Below are 19,260 nucleotides of genomic sequence, written 5' to 3' on the forward strand. Positions count from 1 at the left end.
GGATCATATTAATTCTAAAGCAATAAAAATGACCATAGCATGAAAATTTGGGTAGATGCAGACGCGTGTCCTGTTGTTATAAAAGAAATACTTTTTAGAGCTGCAGAGCGTATGAAAATCGAGACTATTTTAGTGGCTAATCACGCAATGCGTATTCCGCCGTCAAAATACATAAGCCGCGTTCAAGTATCGTCAGGGTTTGATGTAGCCGACGACGAAATAGTAAAACGTGTTGAAAAAGGCGATTTAGTTATTACAGGCGATATTCCGCTAGCAAGTGAAGTAATTGATAACGGCGGGCAAGCACTCAACCCACGTGGCGAGCTTTATACCACCGAGAATATCCGCTCAATACTTAACGTGCGCGACTTTATGGATACCATGCGATCAAGTGGCGTAGAAATGAGTGGTGGGCCGCCGCCACTTAGCCAAACCGATCGCCAAAACTTTGCAAATAACCTTGACCGTATTTTAGCGCAAAACAAGGCTAACTAACTTGAATACCCAATTAGTTGGCTTAGGTGATACGCAATTTAGCGTGGCGGTATACGTAGCAAAAGCGCCGCCAATGCCGTTTTTTAAAACACTTGAATGCCTAGAACCGGTTATAAATGAGCAAATAAATACCATAAACCAGCACTGTGGTAATGGTTGGCGCAAAGTGTTTAACGTGTACGCAAAAGTGCTATTTGCCCTGCCAAGTGAGCATTATTCATTTGCTAAACAAGCCCCTACTTGGCAACAATATCGCGATGAGTATTTACTGCAAAAAAATAGTAAAAACGCCCTGCTATTTAGCGCGCCCAACATTACTATTACGTGTGCAAATAAAGCTACTAGCAATAAAAACCAGTTACACATAATTGCCGGTCGTACGCACGCTAAAAACTTATTACAACAAGGTAAGTTACATGCACAATTTGATTGGCTCGACGACGAGTTTGCAATAGACACAACTAACAACATTATTGTGTGCCCATATTTTGATTACAGGCAACTAAGTAATATAAAAATAGCGAGATTAAGCGAGCTAGTCGCACAGCTAAAAGGCACTAAATAACACATTGTAAGGAACGATCATGGCCGGAATTTTAGAGTTAAACGAATTATTAAAATCAATGCAGCCAGCACTAAAGCAAGGCGAGTATATTTTTTGTTGCTTAGCAGGGAAATTGGCTGATTATGTTCATTTAGAGCCACTTGCCACTTATGTTGAAGAAGAAGGGCTAACCCTTATTTTAAAAGCTGAAACCGCCGATAAAGCAGGTATTACTTACGAGGGTAAATATAATTTAATTACTCTTAATGTACATTCAAGCTTAGAGGCAGTCGGTTTAACCGCTGCAGTATCTGCAAAGCTCACTGAGCATAATATAAGTGCTAATGTGGTAGCTGCGTTTTATCACGACCATATTTTTGTACAAACAGATAAAGCACAAGCTGCAATGAAAGCGCTTGGAGAGATTGGTTAGGATTTTTGTAAACTATAGATACTATTTAAAAATATACGGAAAAATATATGGATGTTTCAAATCACGCTAGCAAGTTTAATCAATGGAAAGACACGTATAATTGGGATACATGTAAAACGAATAGAAAAGAATATGGTCAGTTCATAGCCCAGTTTTTAACTTCAGAAAGCCGTGTGCTCAATCTGAATGGTATTTATGGCTCTGGTAAAACAGAATTTATTAGACGCTTGTATGTAGAGCTTGCTCAACGTAACCATCCTGTTGTATACATTGATGTTTGGGAAAGTGACTTTTCAAATAATCCTCTTGCTATTATTTGCAGTGAATTATTACAGCAAATTGAGTATGTTTTTGAAGAAAAGGCTCCCACCGGAAAAGCTGTCGAGATCGGGAAAGCAAAAACCATATTTAATAAGTTAAAAAGTAAGTTAGGCATATGCTTAAAGTACGCTGAGCCAGCGACAGCTTTTACGGGGGATCTCTCTTTAATTTCAGGGGTGAAAGCCATCTCTAAAATTGTAGAGGTTACACCGGACTTAAACGACTCTAAGCAATTTCAGAAATATACTGAAGAAGTTCAAAAAAATCATATTAGCTCTATTCAAGCTGTTAAAGATATTAAGGAACATATTACTTATTTATCTGAGCTCATTAAGATAATTTATGAATTACACATTCCAATTGTAATTCTAATTGACGAATTAGATAGATGTAGACCTAATTATGCTGTTGAAGTTTTAGAAGTAATAAAGCACTTTTTTGAAACTGAAGGTTGTACCTTTTTAGTCGCTACAAATACTGAGGTACTAGAGCATTCCGTAAGGTCAATATATGGAGCTGACTTTGACGCACAGCTCTATTTACGTCGTTTTTTCGATCGGAAAGTTAGTTTACCACCAGTGTCTTTGATTGATTATTTACTTTCTAGAAATCTGGATTTTAATAAATATAAAAGCAGTAGCGTACTTCTTTACCCTTTTAAAGAAGATCAAAAAAATAACCTTACTGTTTTTGCAGCTTTATTTGAGGCAAACAAGATCGAGTTAAGAGATGTTGAGCAAATATTAGGTAGGTTCTTCGCAAGTTTAGATTATGCAGCTAATCAATACTCTATGCCAAATAGCCTTATAAATACAATAGTACTTATAGTTGGGTTAGTAGAGCAGCATCTAGAAAATAAAGAACAAAAAATAAGACTAAATTCAAGTGATATAGCCATATCAATAAACCTTCATGATGGATCATTGTTAGATAGCCATTTAAAAGAATTTATCCATTCAATGCTTGCCTGTGTAACTACTACTACTAGTAAAATCTGCCACTCATATAATAGCCGTAGAGAGTATTCAGAACTACGCACTGTGCTTCGCATCCAAGCTAAGAATTTTGCAGAAGTGCGATTTGGTAAAAACCATAATATAGGAAGCTCAATTTCTGAAATGATAAGCTATAAAGACCAGGATAATTGTAACTATTGGATGTGGGAGGATTATCAAAAAATAATTGAGCTTTCTGGACATATAGAATAATAAAAAGGTCACTAGGTTAAATCTGAGTGATGTTAATATTAGCCCGTCGGGTGGCGCTTCGCTTAACCGACCTACGCTTAGAGAAACTTCGGGGTGTAGAGAGGGTTATATAAAAACACCGAGTTTGTTCACTCGGTGTTTTTATTGGTGCTAAATAGCGGGTGCTTGTTTAGCTTGTGAAACTTAAACTACATATCCGCTAAAACCTAGGGCTTTAAAATACAGCTTCGGAATGCCAAATTTGCACTCATTTAGCAATTCGCTAAAGCGCATTCTATCAAGCGGGTAAAACTCATTCTCTAAGTCGTGCCCTGTTTGTGTTTTACCTGTTTCGGTTAAACCCAATTGCGCGCACGTTGTAAGCTGGGCTTCGCGCTCAAATGAAGTTTCAGGGCGCATTAAATCTGCAATATAAAGGTTGGCGTCTTTTTTAAGGCTTCCTTTAATTGCTTTTAATAACTCTTTTTTATCGCCGTTATCTTCTAAAAAATGCATTACTAATAAACATAAAACGGCATCGGCTTTAACCGATAACTTATCAACGGGGCCATTATGTACATCTACGCGGCTTGTTATGCCTTGTTCATCAAATTGCTGCTGTGCGATAGCAAGCATATCGGCTGATGTATCTTGCGCAGTAAATTGCCATGTAGGGTTTAGTGCAGCCAGTGCAAGTACTTCTTTGCCTGTGCCTGCCCCTACTACCAAAATATGTGCATTATCGCTTAGCGTTGCTTGTAGTTGCGCATTAGTGAGCTGATGTAATAATTCATAACCAGGAACTAAACGGGTTATGCGGCTATCGTATTGTGTTGCTTGCTCGCCTGTAAACGTTGGCATTGTATCTCCTTGTTTTCAGTAATGTTGCTTATAAAACTTCAACTGTGGAATATCCACCTGGCTTTTTGGCTACATGCACTTGAGTGGCTACACGCTCGCTCATTTGTGTTACGTGCGATATAACGCCTACTTTTCTGCCTTGTGCTTGCAAAGAATCCAAAGCGTCCATTGCAATGCTTAGGGTTTCGCTATCTAACGTACCAAACCCTTCGTCAATAAACAAAGAATTGATTTGTACTTTGTTAGACGAAAGCGATGCTAAACCAAGTGCAAGCGCTAGCGATACTAAAAATGACTCACCGCCCGAGAGCGTATTAACAGAGCGTTGCTCGTCGGCCATGTCGCGGTCGATAATTGCAATGTCGAGCGTTTGCGCTATGGCGGTTAATTCGTAGCGTTTGTTGAGTGTTTTTAAATGGCTGTTGGCATAGTGCAGTAATATTTTTAACGTTTGTGTTTGCGCTAAGTTACGCATAGTTTTACCCGTTGCATCGCCCAATACTTTATTAAGCAAATGCCACTGCTCTACCTGTGTTTTAAGCGTAGTTAACTCAGCTTGTTTGCCTTCAAGCGCCTTTGCGTTTTGGTTGTGTTGCTCAATAGCGGTATTAGTTGCTAGTAATGAATTTTGCAGCTGCGTTTGTTGCTCATTTAAGCTGCTTAATTGCGTACTTAAAGCCTCTGCACTTTGTGTTGGCTTATCGCTACTGTTGTGTTTTTCAAGCGTAAGTTGCTGCTGTTTTAATGCGGCATTTGCATCTGTTAACGCTTGAGTTAACTGCTCGTGCTGAGTTAAATGCGCTTTAATAGTCTCGCTACTTAGCGTTAGTAAAATTTTGACCTGTTCGTGCGTAACGTCGCTGTATTGCGCTTTAAAGTCAGCAAACCACTGGTTATAACGTGCCTCAAGTGTTGCTAGTTCTTGGCTGTTTTCAAGTAAGCGTTGCTCCACATTTTTAAGCGTTATAGCGTGTTCATCTCGTTGTTTTATCGCGTCGTCATAGGCTTTTTGACTCGCTTGAACCTGCGATTGCTTTTGCTCTTGCTCACTTGTGAGTTTTGTTTGATAGTCGTCTGCGCTTATTTGCTCATTATTAAATAAAGCTGAGCGCTCACTTTGTACCGCGTCTAATAGCGCTTTAGCTTTTACAAACTCTTCATTAAGTGCTTTTAACGATTGCTCGTTTTTACTAACAAGCGGGCTAAGCTGCTTTATTTGCTCATTAGCTGTGTCTTGGCGCTTTTGGCTTTGCTCAAGTTGCGTTTGAGTTTGCTGATACTGCGTAACCTGCTTGTTCAGCTCGGTAAGTTCAAGCGTATTGGCTTGTAATTGCTGCCAAAAATCACTGTTTTCAAATTGATTATTGAGCGTTGTACCCAGCTCGTTAATTTGCGCACTTAGCTCGCTATGCTTACTCGTTAACTGGTTTTGCTGGTGTGTAAGCTCAAGGTGTTTATTACTAAGTTGCTGCTGTACTTGCTGCTCTGCTTTAAGTGCTGCTTGTATCTCGTTTACTTTGGTTTGCAGTGTACGTTGGCGTTTTTGTTGCTCAAAGTATTGCGCTTTTTGCTGCGTTAATTGCTTATAAGTTACTTCAAGCTGATCAGGCGTTAAGTCGTTAAGCTCATTACGTGCGCCTTGCATGGTATTTTTAATGTCGAGCTGTTTGGCTTTTGCTGTTTGTATTATTTGCTCAAGTTGTCCGTGTTCAGCAGTTAACACAGCATGTTGAGTTTGGTGCTTATGCAGCTCGCTTTGTGCATGGTCAAATTGCTTTTTAGCTATATTAAAAGCATTTTCAAAATCAATAATTAAGTTATTTAATTGCTGATTTTGGTTTACCGCGTACGGGTGCTCAGTTGCGCCGCACACTAAACAAGGCTCATTAGGGCGAAGCTCAGTGCGTAAATGCTCTACGTTTTCGCTGGCTCTTAAGCGCGCTTGGTTAAGTGCGTACTCGCTGCCTTTAAGTGCTTGCTCGCTGGTTATTAAATGCTGATTAAGTAAAGCATGGGCTTGCTGGCTTTCATTTAGCTGCTGATTAAGTACTTGTTGGCGTTGAGTACTTTGTTTTAGTTCTGCATTAAATTGCTTATAGCGCTCTCGCTGCTCTTTTAAGTAATCAATACTTTTTAGCTGCGCGTCGCAGTGCTCTGCATTAAATTCATTAAGCTGAGTATTTAAAACCTGCAAAGCTGACTGCTCGCTCGTAAGTAACGCCTCGCACTGCTGCACTTTATTATTTTGTGTATTTAATCGCTCGCTCTGACCTGCAAGCTCGGTATTAAGAGTTTGGCTTTGCGCACCGTTTGCGGTTAATTGCTGCTGTGCATTTAAGTAAGTATTAAAGCTTTGCTGATAGTAGCTCCAGTCTTTTGCTAAAACGTGCAGCTGTGCATGCTCATTAAGCCATTTTTGGCTTTTAGTTGAGTCGGTATTAGCGAGTTCTAACTCGTTATTGCTTTGTTTAAGCTGCTGATTGAGCTCATCAAACTGTGATTGCTCTTTTGTTATTTGCGACTCAGTGCCTTTTACAGCTTGGGTTTGCAAAGCAATGCTGCTGTCGAGCTCTCTCGCTTTTGCTATAACGGGCGCTGCATTTTGTTTTTGCTCATTGGCGTTATTAAGTAGCTCAGTATGCTTAGCAAGCGCGGTGTTACGCTCGTTAATTACCGCTAAATGATCAACACTTTTAAGCGATGTTATTTGCTGCTCTAACGCCGTATTTTGATCGGTTAATTGAGTAAAACGGCTGCGGTTATCTTTTATTTCAAGCGCTTGTTTAGCTTGTTTTGCTTGCTCGCTTTGAACAACGATACTTTCAAGCGCTGAGCTTGCTTGTTGCTGGGTTTGCTGTGCCTGCAGTAAATTTTGCTCAAGCACTGTAGCTTGCTGATACCAGTTAAGTGCTTTTTCGGTTTTGGTCAGCTCTTTTTTAGTGTGTTCGGTTTGCGCTTTTAAATCGGTTAACTTGGTTTGTTGTAGCTCAAGTTCTTCGCTCGTTAATAAGGTATAGCTTTCAAGGCCTGCTTTAAGCGCTTCAAGCTTTGCTACTTGCTCTTTATGGCGCTCAAAAATACGCACGCCAATACGGCTAAATTTATCGGTGCCAGTTAAACACTCTAAAAGTTGTGCTCGCTCATCGCCAGTGGCTTTTAAAAATGCAGCAAACTCATGTTGCGCTAAAAGTACGGCACGGGAGAACTGCTCAAAGTTAAGCCCTATTTTGCTCTCAACTTCTTTTATTGTGTGGCTTTTGTCTGCTATTAAGGTTTGCTCTGGCAGGGTTACTAAGGTGTGCTCTGCTACTTTAAGTTTGCCTGTTACTTTTTTATGGGTGCGTGAAATTGTATAGCGCGCACGATAAAGCTGTTTATCTTGCCCTAAAAAGTCGACCTCGGCGTAGCCTTCCCATGTACCTCTGCGTAGCAAGTTTCGCGCATCATTAAGCTTAATGCTGTCGCCGTTAAACTCAATTAAGTTACCTTTATCGCCGCGTAGCCTCGCTGTTTTTGTATAAAGGGCTAAACATATCGCATCTAAAAAAGTACTTTTACCAGCGCCGGTATCGCCTGTTATCGCAAATAAGCCTGCATCTTTTAATGGGGCTTGAGTAAAGTCTATTTCAGCATCAACTATTGAAGCTAAATTATGAATACGAACTGCGGTTATTTTCATAGTTGTTCTTGCTCCGTAAGCTCGTTTATCACGTCACTTAAAAGTGCTTTTAGCTCATCGGGTACGCTTTGCCCTGCCATGTCTTTATCGTTTGCGAATGCTTGTTCTAATAGGTTTAGTGGGTTGAGCATTTCAACTTCGCTTAAATCTTCAAATACGGTGTTGTCATCATTTTGCGCTGATTGCTCACGTACACGTTCAATACCACAAAATTTAATATGCTTGCCTTCAAGTGCTTGTTCTATTTGTTCTCTGAAGGTGGTGTCGGTATCGCTTGATTTAAGCTTTACCCGTAAATAAGGCGCTATTGTATTTTGTGCGGTGTCGAGCGCTTTAATTTGCTCGCATAGTTCGCTTAATGGCACACACTCCCCTTTTGGTAAAATAATTACATCGGCAGAGCGCGGAATGTAAAGGGGGTTTACAGTTGTACTAATATGTTGTTTTTCATCAATAATAAACTCAACAACATTTACTTGGTGCGTGTAGTTACGCTCTGAAAACGACATAGGGATAGGTGTGCCGCTGTAGCGAATAATATCGCTTTTAGCGACTTGTTGCGCTTTGTGTAAATGCCCAAGGGCAACATAGTTGGCTTGTTTACCGAATACATTGGCTGAAATAGACTCCTCACCACCTATCACTAAGTTACGCTCAGAATCACTTGAGATATCCCCGCCTTTTGCGTGTAAATGCCCCATAACTATTAATGGTGAGTTTTGCTCGTTTATATTAGTAGCTTGTTCTAGTGCAAGCTCGTAAGCTTTTGCAACGCCTTGAGCATAACTAGGGCCGCTTTCGGTTTGGCTAAGTAAACTTACATCGCTTGCGCGTAAAAATGGCATAGCGACGATTACAGTGCGTTTACCATTGGTATTTATGGTAATAACAGTTTCATCGGGTGTTGCGACATCAAAGCGCCCTACTACGTGAGTATCAAATTGCGCTAGTAATGGCTGAGCTGCCAAAATACGATTTGCAGAGTCGTGATTACCCGCAATAATTACTACGTGTAATTGTGGGCATGCCTTTTTGGCGTCTTTAATAAATTGGTAAAGCTGATTTTCGGCGCTAGCACTTGGAGTCGCTGTATGATAAATGTCGCCAGCAACTAGAAGTAAGTCTATTTGTTGTTCAACAAGAGTGGCTAATAACCATGTAAAAAAGGCTTGATGTTCAACACGGCGATCGTGTTCGTAAAATTGTTGGCCAAGGTGCCAATCTGAGGTGTGGAGGACTTTCATGTCGCGCTCTTAATAAAACCGTAAGAGCGCCAATATACCCAAGGCTGTTAAAGATGCAAGCCTAAGCCGTGCATTACCTTAGGTTAAACTGTACCAAGCTGAAAAAACAACCGGTAATGCTAAAAGTGCCATTAATAATGGAATTTTTAACGTTTTAGTTTGTTTTGCGTGTAGCGCCTTTAGTGCATTAGTTTCGTTGCACGCTGCTACTTTATCGATATAAAAATAACCCGAATCGAGATACTGCTTACAGTTATTCTCACTTGCTGGAATCGCAATTAGTTCTTGTTGTTTTTTTAGGATGTAAAAATCCATAAGCCCACCGCATTTCTTGCTAGTAATCGATATTAATTTGAGGATAAATGTGACGAATTTATTTGCCTCAAATAAAAAGGTTGGCGATTTTAAATATAAACAGCACTAAAGATCAACCTAAAATTGAACTATTTATCATTTATCGTAAAAATAGCGAATATTAAGGAAGTTCGGCAATATTTGAGCCAATAATTCAGCTAATTTCACTGTATTTTTGTTCAGTAGAGTGGGCTTTTAGCTCATTTACTTGTTGCAAATTTGAGGCATTTATACATAGGATTATTGGTTTACCTGATAATGCTAAAGCAATACTTTTTTAGCAAAGTAGGTAAAGTTAATGTGCTTTTTCAAAGCTCTAAAACTTGTATTTAATAGCTCAAAACCATTATTAAAACCCACTTTTGTAAACCCCCTTTACAGTTTTTATTTATTCGTATTTTGTTACAAAATAATTGTACTTTTCAATCTAATAAACTAAGTGAACATCACCCTAAAAATACGGTACTTGGTCGCTAATTTATTGAAGCTAACTAGTATATTTGTCAAAGTATGCTCACAAAATTATATTAGGACTAACAATGAAAAAAATAGGTCTTACGCTAAGTGCTTTTGTATTGCCTTTGGCAATATCTAGTGCGGTTATGGCGTCTTCGGTTGAGCAAACAAAAGGTTCTTTTGTTGATAAATTTCGTCAATTAGACGAAGCGCTTCCTACACCCAACGTTTATCGTAGTGCCGCTGGCGAACCAGGTGAAAAATACTGGCAGCAACGTGTAAACTACGATATTGATGTAAATCTAGATGAAAAAAAGCACCGTATTACCGGTAGCCAAAGCATTGAATATAAAAATAACTCTCCGCATACACTTAAATATTTATGGTTACAGTTAGATCAAAATATTTTTAAAAGTGATTCTATTGCCGAAACAACTAAAACGTTTAAAAGCACTTTAGAAAGTCTACCAGCTCAAAAGCCTGCTAAATTAAGTTTAGGTGACTTACGCCGTCAGCAATTTATGAGCGACAACGAACTGGGTTATACAATCAGTGGCGTAAAGGATGACGATGGTAAAGAGCTACGCGTAACTGTAGTTGATACTTTAATGCGCATTGATTTAAACGAGCCATTAAAACCAGGTAAAGAAGTAGAATTTAGCATGAACTTTGCCTTCAACATTGTTGAAGAAGATGCTGTAGGTGCACGTTCTGGTTACGAGCACTTTGAAGAAGATGGCAACGACATATTCTTAATTGCTCAGTGGTTCCCTCGCTTAGCGGCTTATACCGATTACGAAGCATGGACAAACAAGCCATTTTTAGGCTCTGGTGAGTTTACGCTTGAGTTTGGTGATTACGATGTTGAGATTACCGTTCCTGCGGATCACATTGTATCGGCAACAGGTAAGCTTGATAACGCGAGTAAAGTACTTACAAGTACTCAGCGCAAACGTTTAAAGCAAGCTGAAACATCTAAGCGTCCTGTGTTTATTGTTAACGCAGAAGAAGCGCTAGAAAACGAAAAAGAAGGCACCGACAAAACTAAAACGTGGCACTTTAAAGCGCAAAACGTACGTGACTTTGCCTGGGCGTCGTCTCGTAAGTTTATGTGGGATGCAAAGGGTTATCAGCAAGGTGGTGACGTTCAGCCTTTAGTTATGGCAATGTCGTTCTTCCCTAAAGAAGGTGGTGACTTATGGAAAAAGTACTCAACTGAAGCGGTAGTACACACAATGGAAGTGTACTCTAAGTATTCTTTTGATTACCCGTACCCAACTGCACAGTCGGTTAATGGCCCCGTTGGTGGTATGGAATACCCAATGATCACCTTTAACGGTCCGCGTACTAAGTTACAAGATGACGGCACTCGTACTTATTCTCAGGCTGAAAAGCGCTTTTTACTTGGCGTAGTTATTCATGAAGTTGGTCATATTTACTTTCCGATGATTGTGAACTCAGATGAGCGCCAATGGACGTGGATGGATGAAGGCTTAAACAGCTTTTTAGATGGTGTTGCTGGTCGTGAATGGGATCCTACTATTCCTTGGGGTGTTGAGCCTCGCGATATAGTGAGCTACATGAAGTCTGAAGTCCAAGTACCAATTATGACTCAGTCAGACAGCGTATTACGTTTAGGCCCTAATGCTTATACTAAACCTGCCGCAGCCCTTAATATTTTACGTGAAGTAATTTTAGGCCGTGACTTATTCGACTTTGCATTTAAAGAGTATGCTCAGCGCTGGAAATACAAGCGCCCTACCCCTGCTGATTTTTTCCGCACAATGGAAGAAGCTTCTGGTGTTGATTTAGATTGGTTTTGGCGTGGCTGGTTTTACACCACAGACCATGTTGATATCTCTTTAGATAAAGTATATCAACTACGTTTAGACACTAAAAACCCTGATATTGATTACAGCCGTTTACGTGATATTGAAGCAGATAAGCCTACGTCATTATTTGTTGAGCGTAACCGCGCCGAAGGTAAAAAAACATGGGTTGAGCAAAACCCTGATGTTACCGATTTTTATGACGAAAACGACCGTTTTACTGTAACCAATAAAGAACGTAACTCGTACAATAAGTTTTTGAAAGGCTTAGAGCCGTGGGAGCGTAAAACGCTTGAGCGTGCTTTAGAAGAAGATAAAAACTATTACGTTATGGAATTTTCAAACCTTGGTGGTTTGGTAATGCCTATATTACTTGAGCTAACATATGAAGATGGCACAACTGAAGAGCGTTATATTCCTGCTGAAATTTGGCGTCGTAATTATAAAAATGTTCAAAAGCTAATTGTTACCGATAAAAACAAACCGCTTGTATCAGTTACTGTAGATCCTAATTGGGAAACTGCGGATGTAGATATTGAAAATAATAACTACCCTCGTCGTATTATTCCTTCACGTATTGAAGTGTTTAAAAAGGAAAAGAGTAAAGCTAAAGTAAGTCGCGATATCATGCAAGATATTAAAACTGAGCTTAAAACTGATGAGAAGAAAGACGAAAAAGATAACGGTGAGGAGCCGCAATAATGCGCTTTTTGCTTATTATTGTTTGCCTTTTAGTTGCTGCGCCGAGTGTGGCGCATCAACTAAAATCGTCAGTTACAACCGTGCTTTTTAATAAACGAACGCATAATATTGAGTTAATGCATCGCTTTTATTTACATGATACCGAACACGCCGTAGGAACATTATTTGAAGGCAAAATCGATATTATTAGTAATAAAGCCGACCAACAACGTTTTGCTAAGTATGTTGAATCGCATGTTGCTCTACAAACGTTAAGTGGTGAACCTTTACCACTTAACTTTGTGGGAGCACAAGTTGATGGTAAGTTTTTTTGGGTTTACCAAGAAGCACCAATTCCTGAAAACATTGAAGGAATTAAAATGAGCAATGGCGCGCTTCGTGATTTATGGCCATCTCAGGTAAATATGGTAAACGTTGAGGGCAAAGGTAAGATTAAAACTTTAAACTTTGCACAAGATGATACTTGGCTCGAAGCTCGCTTTGAGCAAAATTAACAGTTAAAACTTCCCCAACCAACGCGCACTGCAGTTAATGTGCGCGTTTTCTTCATACGTTTAAACTGCGTTCATTTTTGATCTGGTATATGTAAATTTACGTAAAAATTGGTAGTTCAATTTGTATATTTACCATTATTTGCGCATGCTACAACTACCAATTATATTTACTGTATTATCAATAGATTGATAGCAGTGCAAATAAATAATTTAAATATAGTTAGTTTCATTTATCCCTTTAGCTATAACTGGCTTGGGCATAAGCAGTAGAGAATTTTATGTTTAAATTTTATTTAGTAATAACTAAATTCAGGGAATGATATGACTACTCAGGTTGAGGCTATTTTTGGAGTAATTTTTGATTTAGATGGAACATTAGTTTCATCCGAACTAGATTTTACATTAATTAAAGCCCAAATAGGTTGCCCTTGCGAGCAAGACTTGCTTGATTACATCGCTCAGTTGCCCTCACCGTATATGCGTGAAGAGGCAATGAATATAGTTCACCAACACGAATTAATAGATGCACAACATGCCAGTATTTTACCCGGCGTGAGTGAAGCTATTAATGCTTTAAAGTCTAAAAATATACCGATGGCAATTGTTACTCGCAATTTTGATAAAGCGGCTGCAATTAAATTACAAAATAACCCACTTCCTATTAGCACAGTTTTAACGCGAAGCGATGCACCTGCAAAACCAGATCCCAGCGCTTTAAATGCTATTGCTACACTTTGGAACATTAATGCCAGAAACTTACTTTATGTAGGCGATTACCTTTACGATATTCAAGCTGCGCATAATGCAAATATGCGTGCATGTTTATACGCTCCAGAGTTAACGCCAGCTTACGCCGATCAGGCCGATTACGTTTTACATGACTTTGCTGACTTAGTGACATTAGTTGAGAGTTATTCTGAAAAAATAGAATTATGTTAAATAGCATGTCATTTAATTTATTCTGAAATGAGTATGTAGTTATAAAAGTTTTTATTAATCAAGTTTTGCCCATTGCGGAGCTAGCCCAATACGTTTTGAATTGGTAAAATACCGCAAAACGTAACGTATTCATTAGGGGCACAAAATGGGCAGAGCATTTGTAGTTCGTCAAAGTTCTATGATCAAAACAGCCAATGCAAAAACAAAAGTAAACTCAAAGTACGGAAAAGAGATTTACGTTGCAGCAAAAAGTGGTGATCCCGATCCCGAAGTAAACCAAACACTTCGCCGTCTAATCGAAAAAGCTAAAAAAGACCAAGTACCCGCACACGTTATCGAAAAAGCAATTGAAAAAGCAGCCGGTGGCGCAGGAGAAGATTACTCTGTTGCCCGTTATGAAGGCTATGGCCCTGGTAACTGCATGGTTATTGTTGACTGTTTAACTGATAATCCAAACCGTACTATCAAAGATGTACGTTTACCATTTACTAAAACAGACTCAAAAATTGGTACTCCTGGCTGTGTAGCGCATATGTTTGATCATTATGCAGTACTTGGCTTTGCAGGCGATGACGATGAAGTCGTATTAGAAGCATTAATGATGGCTGATGTTGATGTAAGCGATGTTGAAGCCGAGGACGGTAAAATATCAGTATTTGCACCGCCAACAGAATACTTCAAAGCTAAAACAGCCCTTGAAGACGCATTTGAAGGCATTAACTTTGAAGTAGACGAAATTACGTTTATTCCTCAAGTTAATATTGAAATTGAAGACGAAGAAGTTATTGCTAACTTTGATAAGTTTATAAATATGCTTGAAGATTGTGACGATGTACAAAATATTTATCACAATGCCATTGTAAAAAATTAAACGTAAACGGTTAAAAGCTTTAAAAAGCGTGTTTTGTGTATGCAAAACACGCTTTTTTACGTTTGAATAAATGTTAGATATTCATGTGTATTATGCTTATTTGAATATATATTTTTAAAATGCCTTAAAAATGCTGTTATTCTAATTTTAGGCGATAAAAAACCAGCTTAAAAGCTGGTTTAGTAATTAATTTTAACTTTGATTAAGCAGTTAAAGCGTATTCGACTTTTGTGCTTTATATTTTATACGGTAGCTATGTAGTAGTGGTTCAGTGTAACCACTAGGTTGCGTTACGCCCTCTAAAACCAGTGCAGTAGCGGCTTGAAACGCAATGCTGTTATTAAGGGTTTCTTCGCTTGTTGCCATAGGTGTATACGCAGTGTCATGCTCGTTTTGTCCATCAACCACTTTGGCCATTTTAGCCATGGTTGATTTTATTTGCGCCTCAGTGCAAACGCCATTTAGCAACCAATTAGCCATATGCTGACTTGAAATACGCAGTGTGGCTCTGTCTTCCATTAAACCGATATGGTTAATGTCAGGTACTTTTGAGCAACCTACGCCTTGATCAATCCAACGTACAACGTAACCTAAAATGCCTTGTGCGTTATTTTCTAGCTCACTTTGAATATCTTCTTTTGAAAGCGTTTTAGGGTCTGCCATTAGCGGCGGTGTAAGCAGGTCATTAAGGCTCGCAATAGTGCGTTTAGCTATACTTTGCTGCTCAGTAAATACGTTTATATCGTGATAATGCATTGCATGCAGGGTAGCGGCTGTAGGGGAGGGCACCCATGCTGTATTAGCGCCTGATTCAGGGTGAGCTTGTTTTTGCTCCATCATTAATGCCATTTTATCTGGCATTGGCCACATGCCTTTACCTATTTGTGCTTTATGACTTAAGCCACAAGCAAGGCCAATATCAACGTTGCGATCCTCATAAGCTTGTATCCATGGTTGCTGCTTAATTTGTGCTTTTGGAAGCACAACGCCCGCTTGCATAGAGGTATGAATTTCATCGCCTGTGCGGTCTAAAAATCCGGTATTAATAAATACAACACGCTCTTTAGCTGCATGAATACACGCTTTTAGATTTACAGAAGTACGGCGTTCTTCATCCATAATCCCCATTTTAAGCGTGTTTTTAGGTAAGCTTAGCGCTTCCTCTACTAAGTTAAATAAAGTGTTAGTAAACGCTACCTCTTCAGGGCCATGCATTTTTGGTTTTACTATATTAATACTTTGCGCGCTTGAATTTTTGATACCTGTTTTTTTATTTAGGTCGTGCAGGGCAGCAGTGACTGTAAACATCGCATCCATAATGCCTTCAAACACCGGTTGATTAAACACATCGGTAATAGCAGGGTTCGTCATTAAATGGCCAACGTTTCTTACAAACATCAAGCTACGGCCTTTTAAAGTAACGGTGCCGCCGTCAAGTGCGGTGTATGTTTTATCACTTTGCAGGGTACGCTCAACAGTTTTATCGCCTTTTTTAAACGATTCAACTAAGTTACCTTGCATCAACCCAAGCCAATTTTTATAAACTTGTACTTTGTCTTCTGCATCTACCGCAGCTACTGAATCTTCACAATCCATAATGGTGGTAAGCGCGGCCTCTAACACTACATCTTTTAAGCCTGCTTTATCTGCTTGGCCAATAATGTGGTGGTGATCGATATGTAGCTCTATATGTAAGTCATTGTTTTTTAATAACACTACGGTTGGGTTTTGTGCTTCACCTTGATAGCCAATAAGCTGAGATGGGTTAGCTAATGTGGTTTGAGAGCTGTCACGCAAGGTAATTAAAAGTGCGCCATCTACTACTGAGTAATTCGTGCTTTCTATATGGGAGCCATTGGTCAGCGGCAATGCTTTATCTAAAAACTGGCGAGCGTAGGCCATTACCTTAAAACCACGAACAGGGTTGTAGGTATTACCTTTTTCAGCCCCGTCATCTTCGCTTAACACATCAGTACCATATAAGGCGTCGTATAACGAGCCCCAGCGAGCGTTAGCGGCATTAAGTGCAAAGCGTGCATTACTTACAGGCACAACCAACTGAGGGCCTGCTGTAAGGGCCACTTCGGGCTCTACATTTTGGGTTTCAATTTCAAAGTTGGCAGGCTCTTTAACTAAATAGCCAATATCTTGCAAAAAGGCTTGGTATTTAGCGCTATCCCACGTTTTATTAGCAAGATGGTAGTCGTCTATTTGCTGTTGAAGCAGCTCTCGCTTTTCAAGCAGTGCCTTATTAATAGGGGTAAGTGTTTGAACGATATGTGCAAAACTTTGCCAAAATTGTGACTCACTTAGGTGAGTGCCAGGGAGTAATTGATTTTTAACGAAATCAGCGAGTTGTGTGTCTACGCTGAGTCCTGAATGTGTGAGAGTGTGGGACATAGTTGCCTTCCTTAAACGGTCGCGATGTTGTTGTGTGCTTGTGCGTAAGGCAACAATAACTCAAAAAGGCAATGTTGAGTGCTTTTTAGCCATTCACAAAATATATAGCCATAATAACAACTATAAATTTACTAAATCTAGAAAAGGAGCCTAATGTTGAATTAAGCGCTACGGAACACACTCCTAGCCACTCTCACAACATTAAAATAATTTACACACTCGTTCGAAGGATTTTATTATGACAACATATCAACGCGAAACAGACACACTCTCTACTCTTTGCCAAACACAAGGCAGCGCATGGAAAGCTATTAACCCTGAATACGCAAGCCGCATGCGTTTACAAAACCGTTTTCGCACAGGGATTGAAATTGCGCAATACACAGCAGACGTAATGCGTGAAGATATGGCTGCATATGACGCCGACACAAGCCAATACACGCAATCTTTAGGGTGTTGGCATGGCTTTACTGCCCAACAAATGATGATGGCTATTAAGCGCCATCAAAAAACAACTAAACGCAGCTATGTATACTTAAGTGGCTGGATGGTTGCAGCGCTTCGCTCTGCATTTGGTCCGCTGCCAGATCAAAGCATGCATGAAAAAACATCTGTACCTGCGCTAATTGAAGAAATTTACACGTTTTTAAAGCAAGCAGATGCACGTGAACTAGACCACTTGTTTAACGACCTAGATGAAGCAAAAGCGAACGGCGGCGATGTTCAAGCTGTTATTGATAAAATAGACAACTTTGAAACCCATGTTGTGCCAATTATTGCTGATATTGATGCCGGTTTTGGTAACGAAGAAGCAACTTACTTACTGGCTAAAAAAATGATTGAAGCCGGTGCATGTGCCATTCAAATAGAAAACCAAGTATCTGACGCCAAACAATGTGGTCACCAAGCGGGTAAAGTGACCGTTCCACACGAAGACTTTTTAGCAAAAATTAACGCAGTACGTTACGCCTTTTTAGAGCTAGGTATTGATAACGGCATTATTGTGGCACGTACAGATTCATTAGGCGCCAGCCTTACTCAAAAAGTACCTGTGTCGCAAACACCTGGTGACTTAGCAAGCCAATACAATGCATTTTTAGAAACTACGCCAATTAACGGTGTTGATGATTTAAATGAAGGCGATACGGCAATGAAAATTAATGGCCAGTTATGTAAACCAACTCGCCTAGATAACGGTTTATACCAGTTCCGCGAAGGCACTGAAAAAGACCGCGTAGTATTAGATTGTATTACTAGCTTGCAGTCGGGCGCTGATTTACTGTGGATTGAAACAGAAAAACCACATGTTAAACAAATTGCAGAACTGGTGAATCGTGTAAAAGAACACGTGCCAAATGCAAAACTGGTATACAACAACTCGCCTTCGTTTAACTGGACGCTTAAGTTTCGTGAGCAAGTGTATCAAGAGTGGGAAGAAGCAGGCCGTGACCTTAGTGCTTACCCAAGCCTTGGCGATAATAAAGGCCTTATGGCACCAGAAATGGATGCAACAGAGCTTGCACAAGCAGCCGATTTACTAGTGCAAAACTTCCAGCGCGATGGCGCACGTGAAGCAGGTATTTTCCATCACTTAATTACTCTGCCTACGTACCATACAGCTGCGCTAAGCACTGATATTTTATCAGAAGGTTACTTTGGCGATATGGGTATGCTGGCTTACGTGCGTGATGTACAACGCCAAGAAATTCGCCGTGAGCAAGCTTCTGTTAAACACCAAGACCTAGCAGGGTCTAATATGGGCGATACGCACAAAGAATACTTCTCTGGTGATAACGCGCTAAAAGCCGGTGGTGAAGACAACACCATGAACCAGTTTTAATTCCTAACTAGATAGTGTTACTCAAGGGCCAATAGGCCCTTTTTTATTGTTTTAATTTTTATTTAGATCAGATTTTAACTAACCTGAGCTCTGGTTAAGAGATTTACTAACGTATTGAATCATGGTGATATTTGAATTTTTTCTCTAGCCAGAGATTTTCAGTCAAAACAAGGCGAATTTACGCGTCAATAGCTAGCCTATTGCAAGTAAATTCAACGCAGTTAGGGCTGAAAATAGCTGCTCGAGATAGATTTATTATCCAGAGTTCAGGTTAACCAAATCATGTTGGATCACTATTTAACTACCTGAGTGAATTTACAGATCAGAGTTTAACTAACCTTTCATAAAAGGGCATATTTGGGGTGATTTTGCTGTAAAAAGCGTTTACAACAACTTTAAAAGGCAGGTAAGTGACTGATTTTTGCTTTAATAGACAAACTTAGCGAATTTATAAACCGATTTTTTACTAACTTCTCCGTGCGATAAAACAAAATTTTACTAACTGAGAGGCTATAAACAGTGACTCAAACCGATTTTTTACCAACTCAAGTTACAAAAAATGCTATAAACCGAAATTTTACTAACTGAAGTTTAGCTAAGTCCGATATTTA

14 protein-coding genes are annotated in these 19,260 nt (G+C 39.6%); 9 read left to right on the forward strand and 5 right to left on the reverse strand.

Annotated features, from left to right (window positions below; genetic code table 11):
• The first annotated feature begins 39 nt into the window (after window positions 1–39).
• From I6E69_RS09375 to I6E69_RS09390, 4 genes are read left to right on the forward strand one after another with little or no spacing between them, the layout of a single operon-like run.
• Window positions 40–495 carry a YaiI/YqxD family protein gene (locus I6E69_RS09375; RefSeq protein WP_002959175.1) on the forward strand — a complete coding sequence of 152 codons (456 nt, stop codon included), beginning with the start codon at window positions 40–42 and terminating at the stop codon, window positions 493–495.
• A gap of 1 nt (window position 496) precedes the next feature.
• Window positions 497–1,060: a hypothetical protein gene (locus tag I6E69_RS09380; RefSeq protein WP_197121119.1), complete on the forward strand. Its 564-nt coding sequence runs from the start codon at window positions 497–499 to the stop codon at window positions 1,058–1,060.
• 19 nt (window positions 1,061–1,079) lie between these two features.
• Complete coding sequence (locus I6E69_RS09385; protein ID WP_197121120.1) at window positions 1,080–1,472, forward strand: ACT domain-containing protein; 393 nt, start codon at window positions 1,080–1,082, stop codon at window positions 1,470–1,472.
• Between the two features lie 47 nt (window positions 1,473–1,519).
• Window positions 1,520–3,001 carry a P-loop NTPase fold protein gene (locus I6E69_RS09390; RefSeq protein ID WP_197121121.1) on the forward strand — a complete coding sequence of 494 codons (1,482 nt, stop codon included), beginning with the start codon at window positions 1,520–1,522 and terminating at the stop codon, window positions 2,999–3,001.
• Window positions 3,002–3,184: 183 nt separating this feature from the next.
• Here the strand turns inward: I6E69_RS09390 and I6E69_RS09395 are convergent, their stop codons facing one another.
• The 4 genes from I6E69_RS09395 to I6E69_RS09410 form a co-directional block, all read right to left on the reverse strand.
• Window positions 3,185–3,841, reverse strand: a complete 657-nt coding sequence (locus I6E69_RS09395; RefSeq protein ID WP_197121122.1) for a class I SAM-dependent methyltransferase — start codon at window positions 3,839–3,841, stop codon at window positions 3,185–3,187.
• 28 nt (window positions 3,842–3,869) lie between these two features.
• Window positions 3,870–7,520, reverse strand: coding sequence for an SbcC/MukB-like Walker B domain-containing protein (locus tag I6E69_RS09400; RefSeq protein ID WP_197121123.1), 3,651 nt, complete (start codon window positions 7,518–7,520; stop codon window positions 3,870–3,872).
• Entirely contained in the window at window positions 7,517–8,764 is a 1,248-nt protein-coding gene (locus I6E69_RS09405) for an exonuclease SbcCD subunit D C-terminal domain-containing protein (protein ID WP_197121124.1), read from the reverse strand. The genes I6E69_RS09400 and I6E69_RS09405 overlap by 4 nt, the downstream gene beginning before the upstream one ends.
• Before the next feature lie 78 nt (window positions 8,765–8,842).
• A complete protein-coding gene (locus I6E69_RS09410; protein WP_002959190.1) occupies window positions 8,843–9,079 on the reverse strand; it encodes a hypothetical protein in 237 nt (78 codons plus the stop codon).
• A 578-nt stretch (window positions 9,080–9,657) separates the two neighbouring features.
• Between I6E69_RS09410 and I6E69_RS09415 the strand changes: the two genes are divergently transcribed.
• From I6E69_RS09415 to I6E69_RS09430, 4 genes are all read left to right on the forward strand, one after another.
• Entirely contained in the window at window positions 9,658–12,105 is a 2,448-nt protein-coding gene (locus I6E69_RS09415; protein WP_197121125.1) for a M1 family metallopeptidase, read from the forward strand.
• Window positions 12,105–12,599, forward strand: a complete 495-nt coding sequence (locus I6E69_RS09420) for a DUF6702 family protein (RefSeq protein ID WP_197121126.1) — start codon at window positions 12,105–12,107, stop codon at window positions 12,597–12,599. The genes I6E69_RS09415 and I6E69_RS09420 overlap by 1 nt, the downstream gene beginning before the upstream one ends.
• A 321-nt stretch (window positions 12,600–12,920) precedes the next feature.
• Window positions 12,921–13,538: an HAD family hydrolase gene (locus I6E69_RS09425; protein WP_002959195.1), complete on the forward strand. Its 618-nt coding sequence runs from the start codon at window positions 12,921–12,923 to the stop codon at window positions 13,536–13,538.
• A gap of 145 nt (window positions 13,539–13,683) precedes the next feature.
• The gene (locus I6E69_RS09430; RefSeq protein WP_002959197.1) at window positions 13,684–14,409 is read left to right on the forward strand and encodes a YebC/PmpR family DNA-binding transcriptional regulator; all 726 of its coding nucleotides are present in this window, start codon (window positions 13,684–13,686) and stop codon (window positions 14,407–14,409) included.
• A 210-nt stretch (window positions 14,410–14,619) separates the two neighbouring features.
• Here the strand turns inward: I6E69_RS09430 and I6E69_RS09435 are convergent, their stop codons facing one another.
• Window positions 14,620–16,809, reverse strand: a complete 2,190-nt coding sequence (locus I6E69_RS09435; protein ID WP_197121127.1) for a malate synthase G — start codon at window positions 16,807–16,809, stop codon at window positions 14,620–14,622.
• A 238-nt stretch (window positions 16,810–17,047) separates the two neighbouring features.
• Between I6E69_RS09435 and I6E69_RS09440 the strand changes: the two genes are divergently transcribed.
• Window positions 17,048–18,649, forward strand: a complete 1,602-nt coding sequence (locus I6E69_RS09440; protein ID WP_002959200.1) for an isocitrate lyase — start codon at window positions 17,048–17,050, stop codon at window positions 18,647–18,649.
• Window positions 18,650–19,260 lie beyond the last annotated feature (611 nt).

Origin of the sequence: Pseudoalteromonas sp. NZS100, assembly GCF_015864815.1 — a bacterium.
Classification (GTDB): Bacteria; Pseudomonadota; Gammaproteobacteria; order Enterobacterales; family Alteromonadaceae; genus Pseudoalteromonas; species Pseudoalteromonas distincta.

What these genes read in the sequence shown, in the direction of transcription:
- I6E69_RS09375 (WP_002959175.1), top strand. Translation starts at nt 40, where the DNA reads ATGAAAATTTGGGTAGATGCAGACGCGTGTCCTGTTGTTATAAAAGAA.
- I6E69_RS09385 (WP_197121120.1), top strand. Translation starts at nt 1,080, where the DNA reads ATGGCCGGAATTTTAGAGTTAAACGAATTATTAAAATCAATGCAGCCA.
- I6E69_RS09390 (WP_197121121.1), top strand. Translation starts at nt 1,520, where the DNA reads ATGGATGTTTCAAATCACGCTAGCAAGTTTAATCAATGGAAAGACACG.
- I6E69_RS09395 (WP_197121122.1), bottom strand. Translation starts at nt 3,841, where the DNA reads ATGCCAACGTTTACAGGCGAGCAAGCAACACAATACGATAGCCGCATA.
- I6E69_RS09400 (WP_197121123.1), bottom strand. Translation starts at nt 7,520, where the DNA reads ATGAAAATAACCGCAGTTCGTATTCATAATTTAGCTTCAATAGTTGAT.
- I6E69_RS09405 (WP_197121124.1), bottom strand. Translation starts at nt 8,764, where the DNA reads ATGAAAGTCCTCCACACCTCAGATTGGCACCTTGGCCAACAATTTTAC.
- I6E69_RS09410 (WP_002959190.1), bottom strand. Translation starts at nt 9,079, where the DNA reads ATGGATTTTTACATCCTAAAAAAACAACAAGAACTAATTGCGATTCCA.
- I6E69_RS09415 (WP_197121125.1), top strand. Translation starts at nt 9,658, where the DNA reads ATGAAAAAAATAGGTCTTACGCTAAGTGCTTTTGTATTGCCTTTGGCA.
- I6E69_RS09420 (WP_197121126.1), top strand. Translation starts at nt 12,105, where the DNA reads ATGCGCTTTTTGCTTATTATTGTTTGCCTTTTAGTTGCTGCGCCGAGT.
- I6E69_RS09425 (WP_002959195.1), top strand. Translation starts at nt 12,921, where the DNA reads ATGACTACTCAGGTTGAGGCTATTTTTGGAGTAATTTTTGATTTAGAT.
- I6E69_RS09430 (WP_002959197.1), top strand. Translation starts at nt 13,684, where the DNA reads ATGGGCAGAGCATTTGTAGTTCGTCAAAGTTCTATGATCAAAACAGCC.
- I6E69_RS09435 (WP_197121127.1), bottom strand. Translation starts at nt 16,809, where the DNA reads ATGTCCCACACTCTCACACATTCAGGACTCAGCGTAGACACACAACTC.
- I6E69_RS09440 (WP_002959200.1), top strand. Translation starts at nt 17,048, where the DNA reads ATGACAACATATCAACGCGAAACAGACACACTCTCTACTCTTTGCCAA.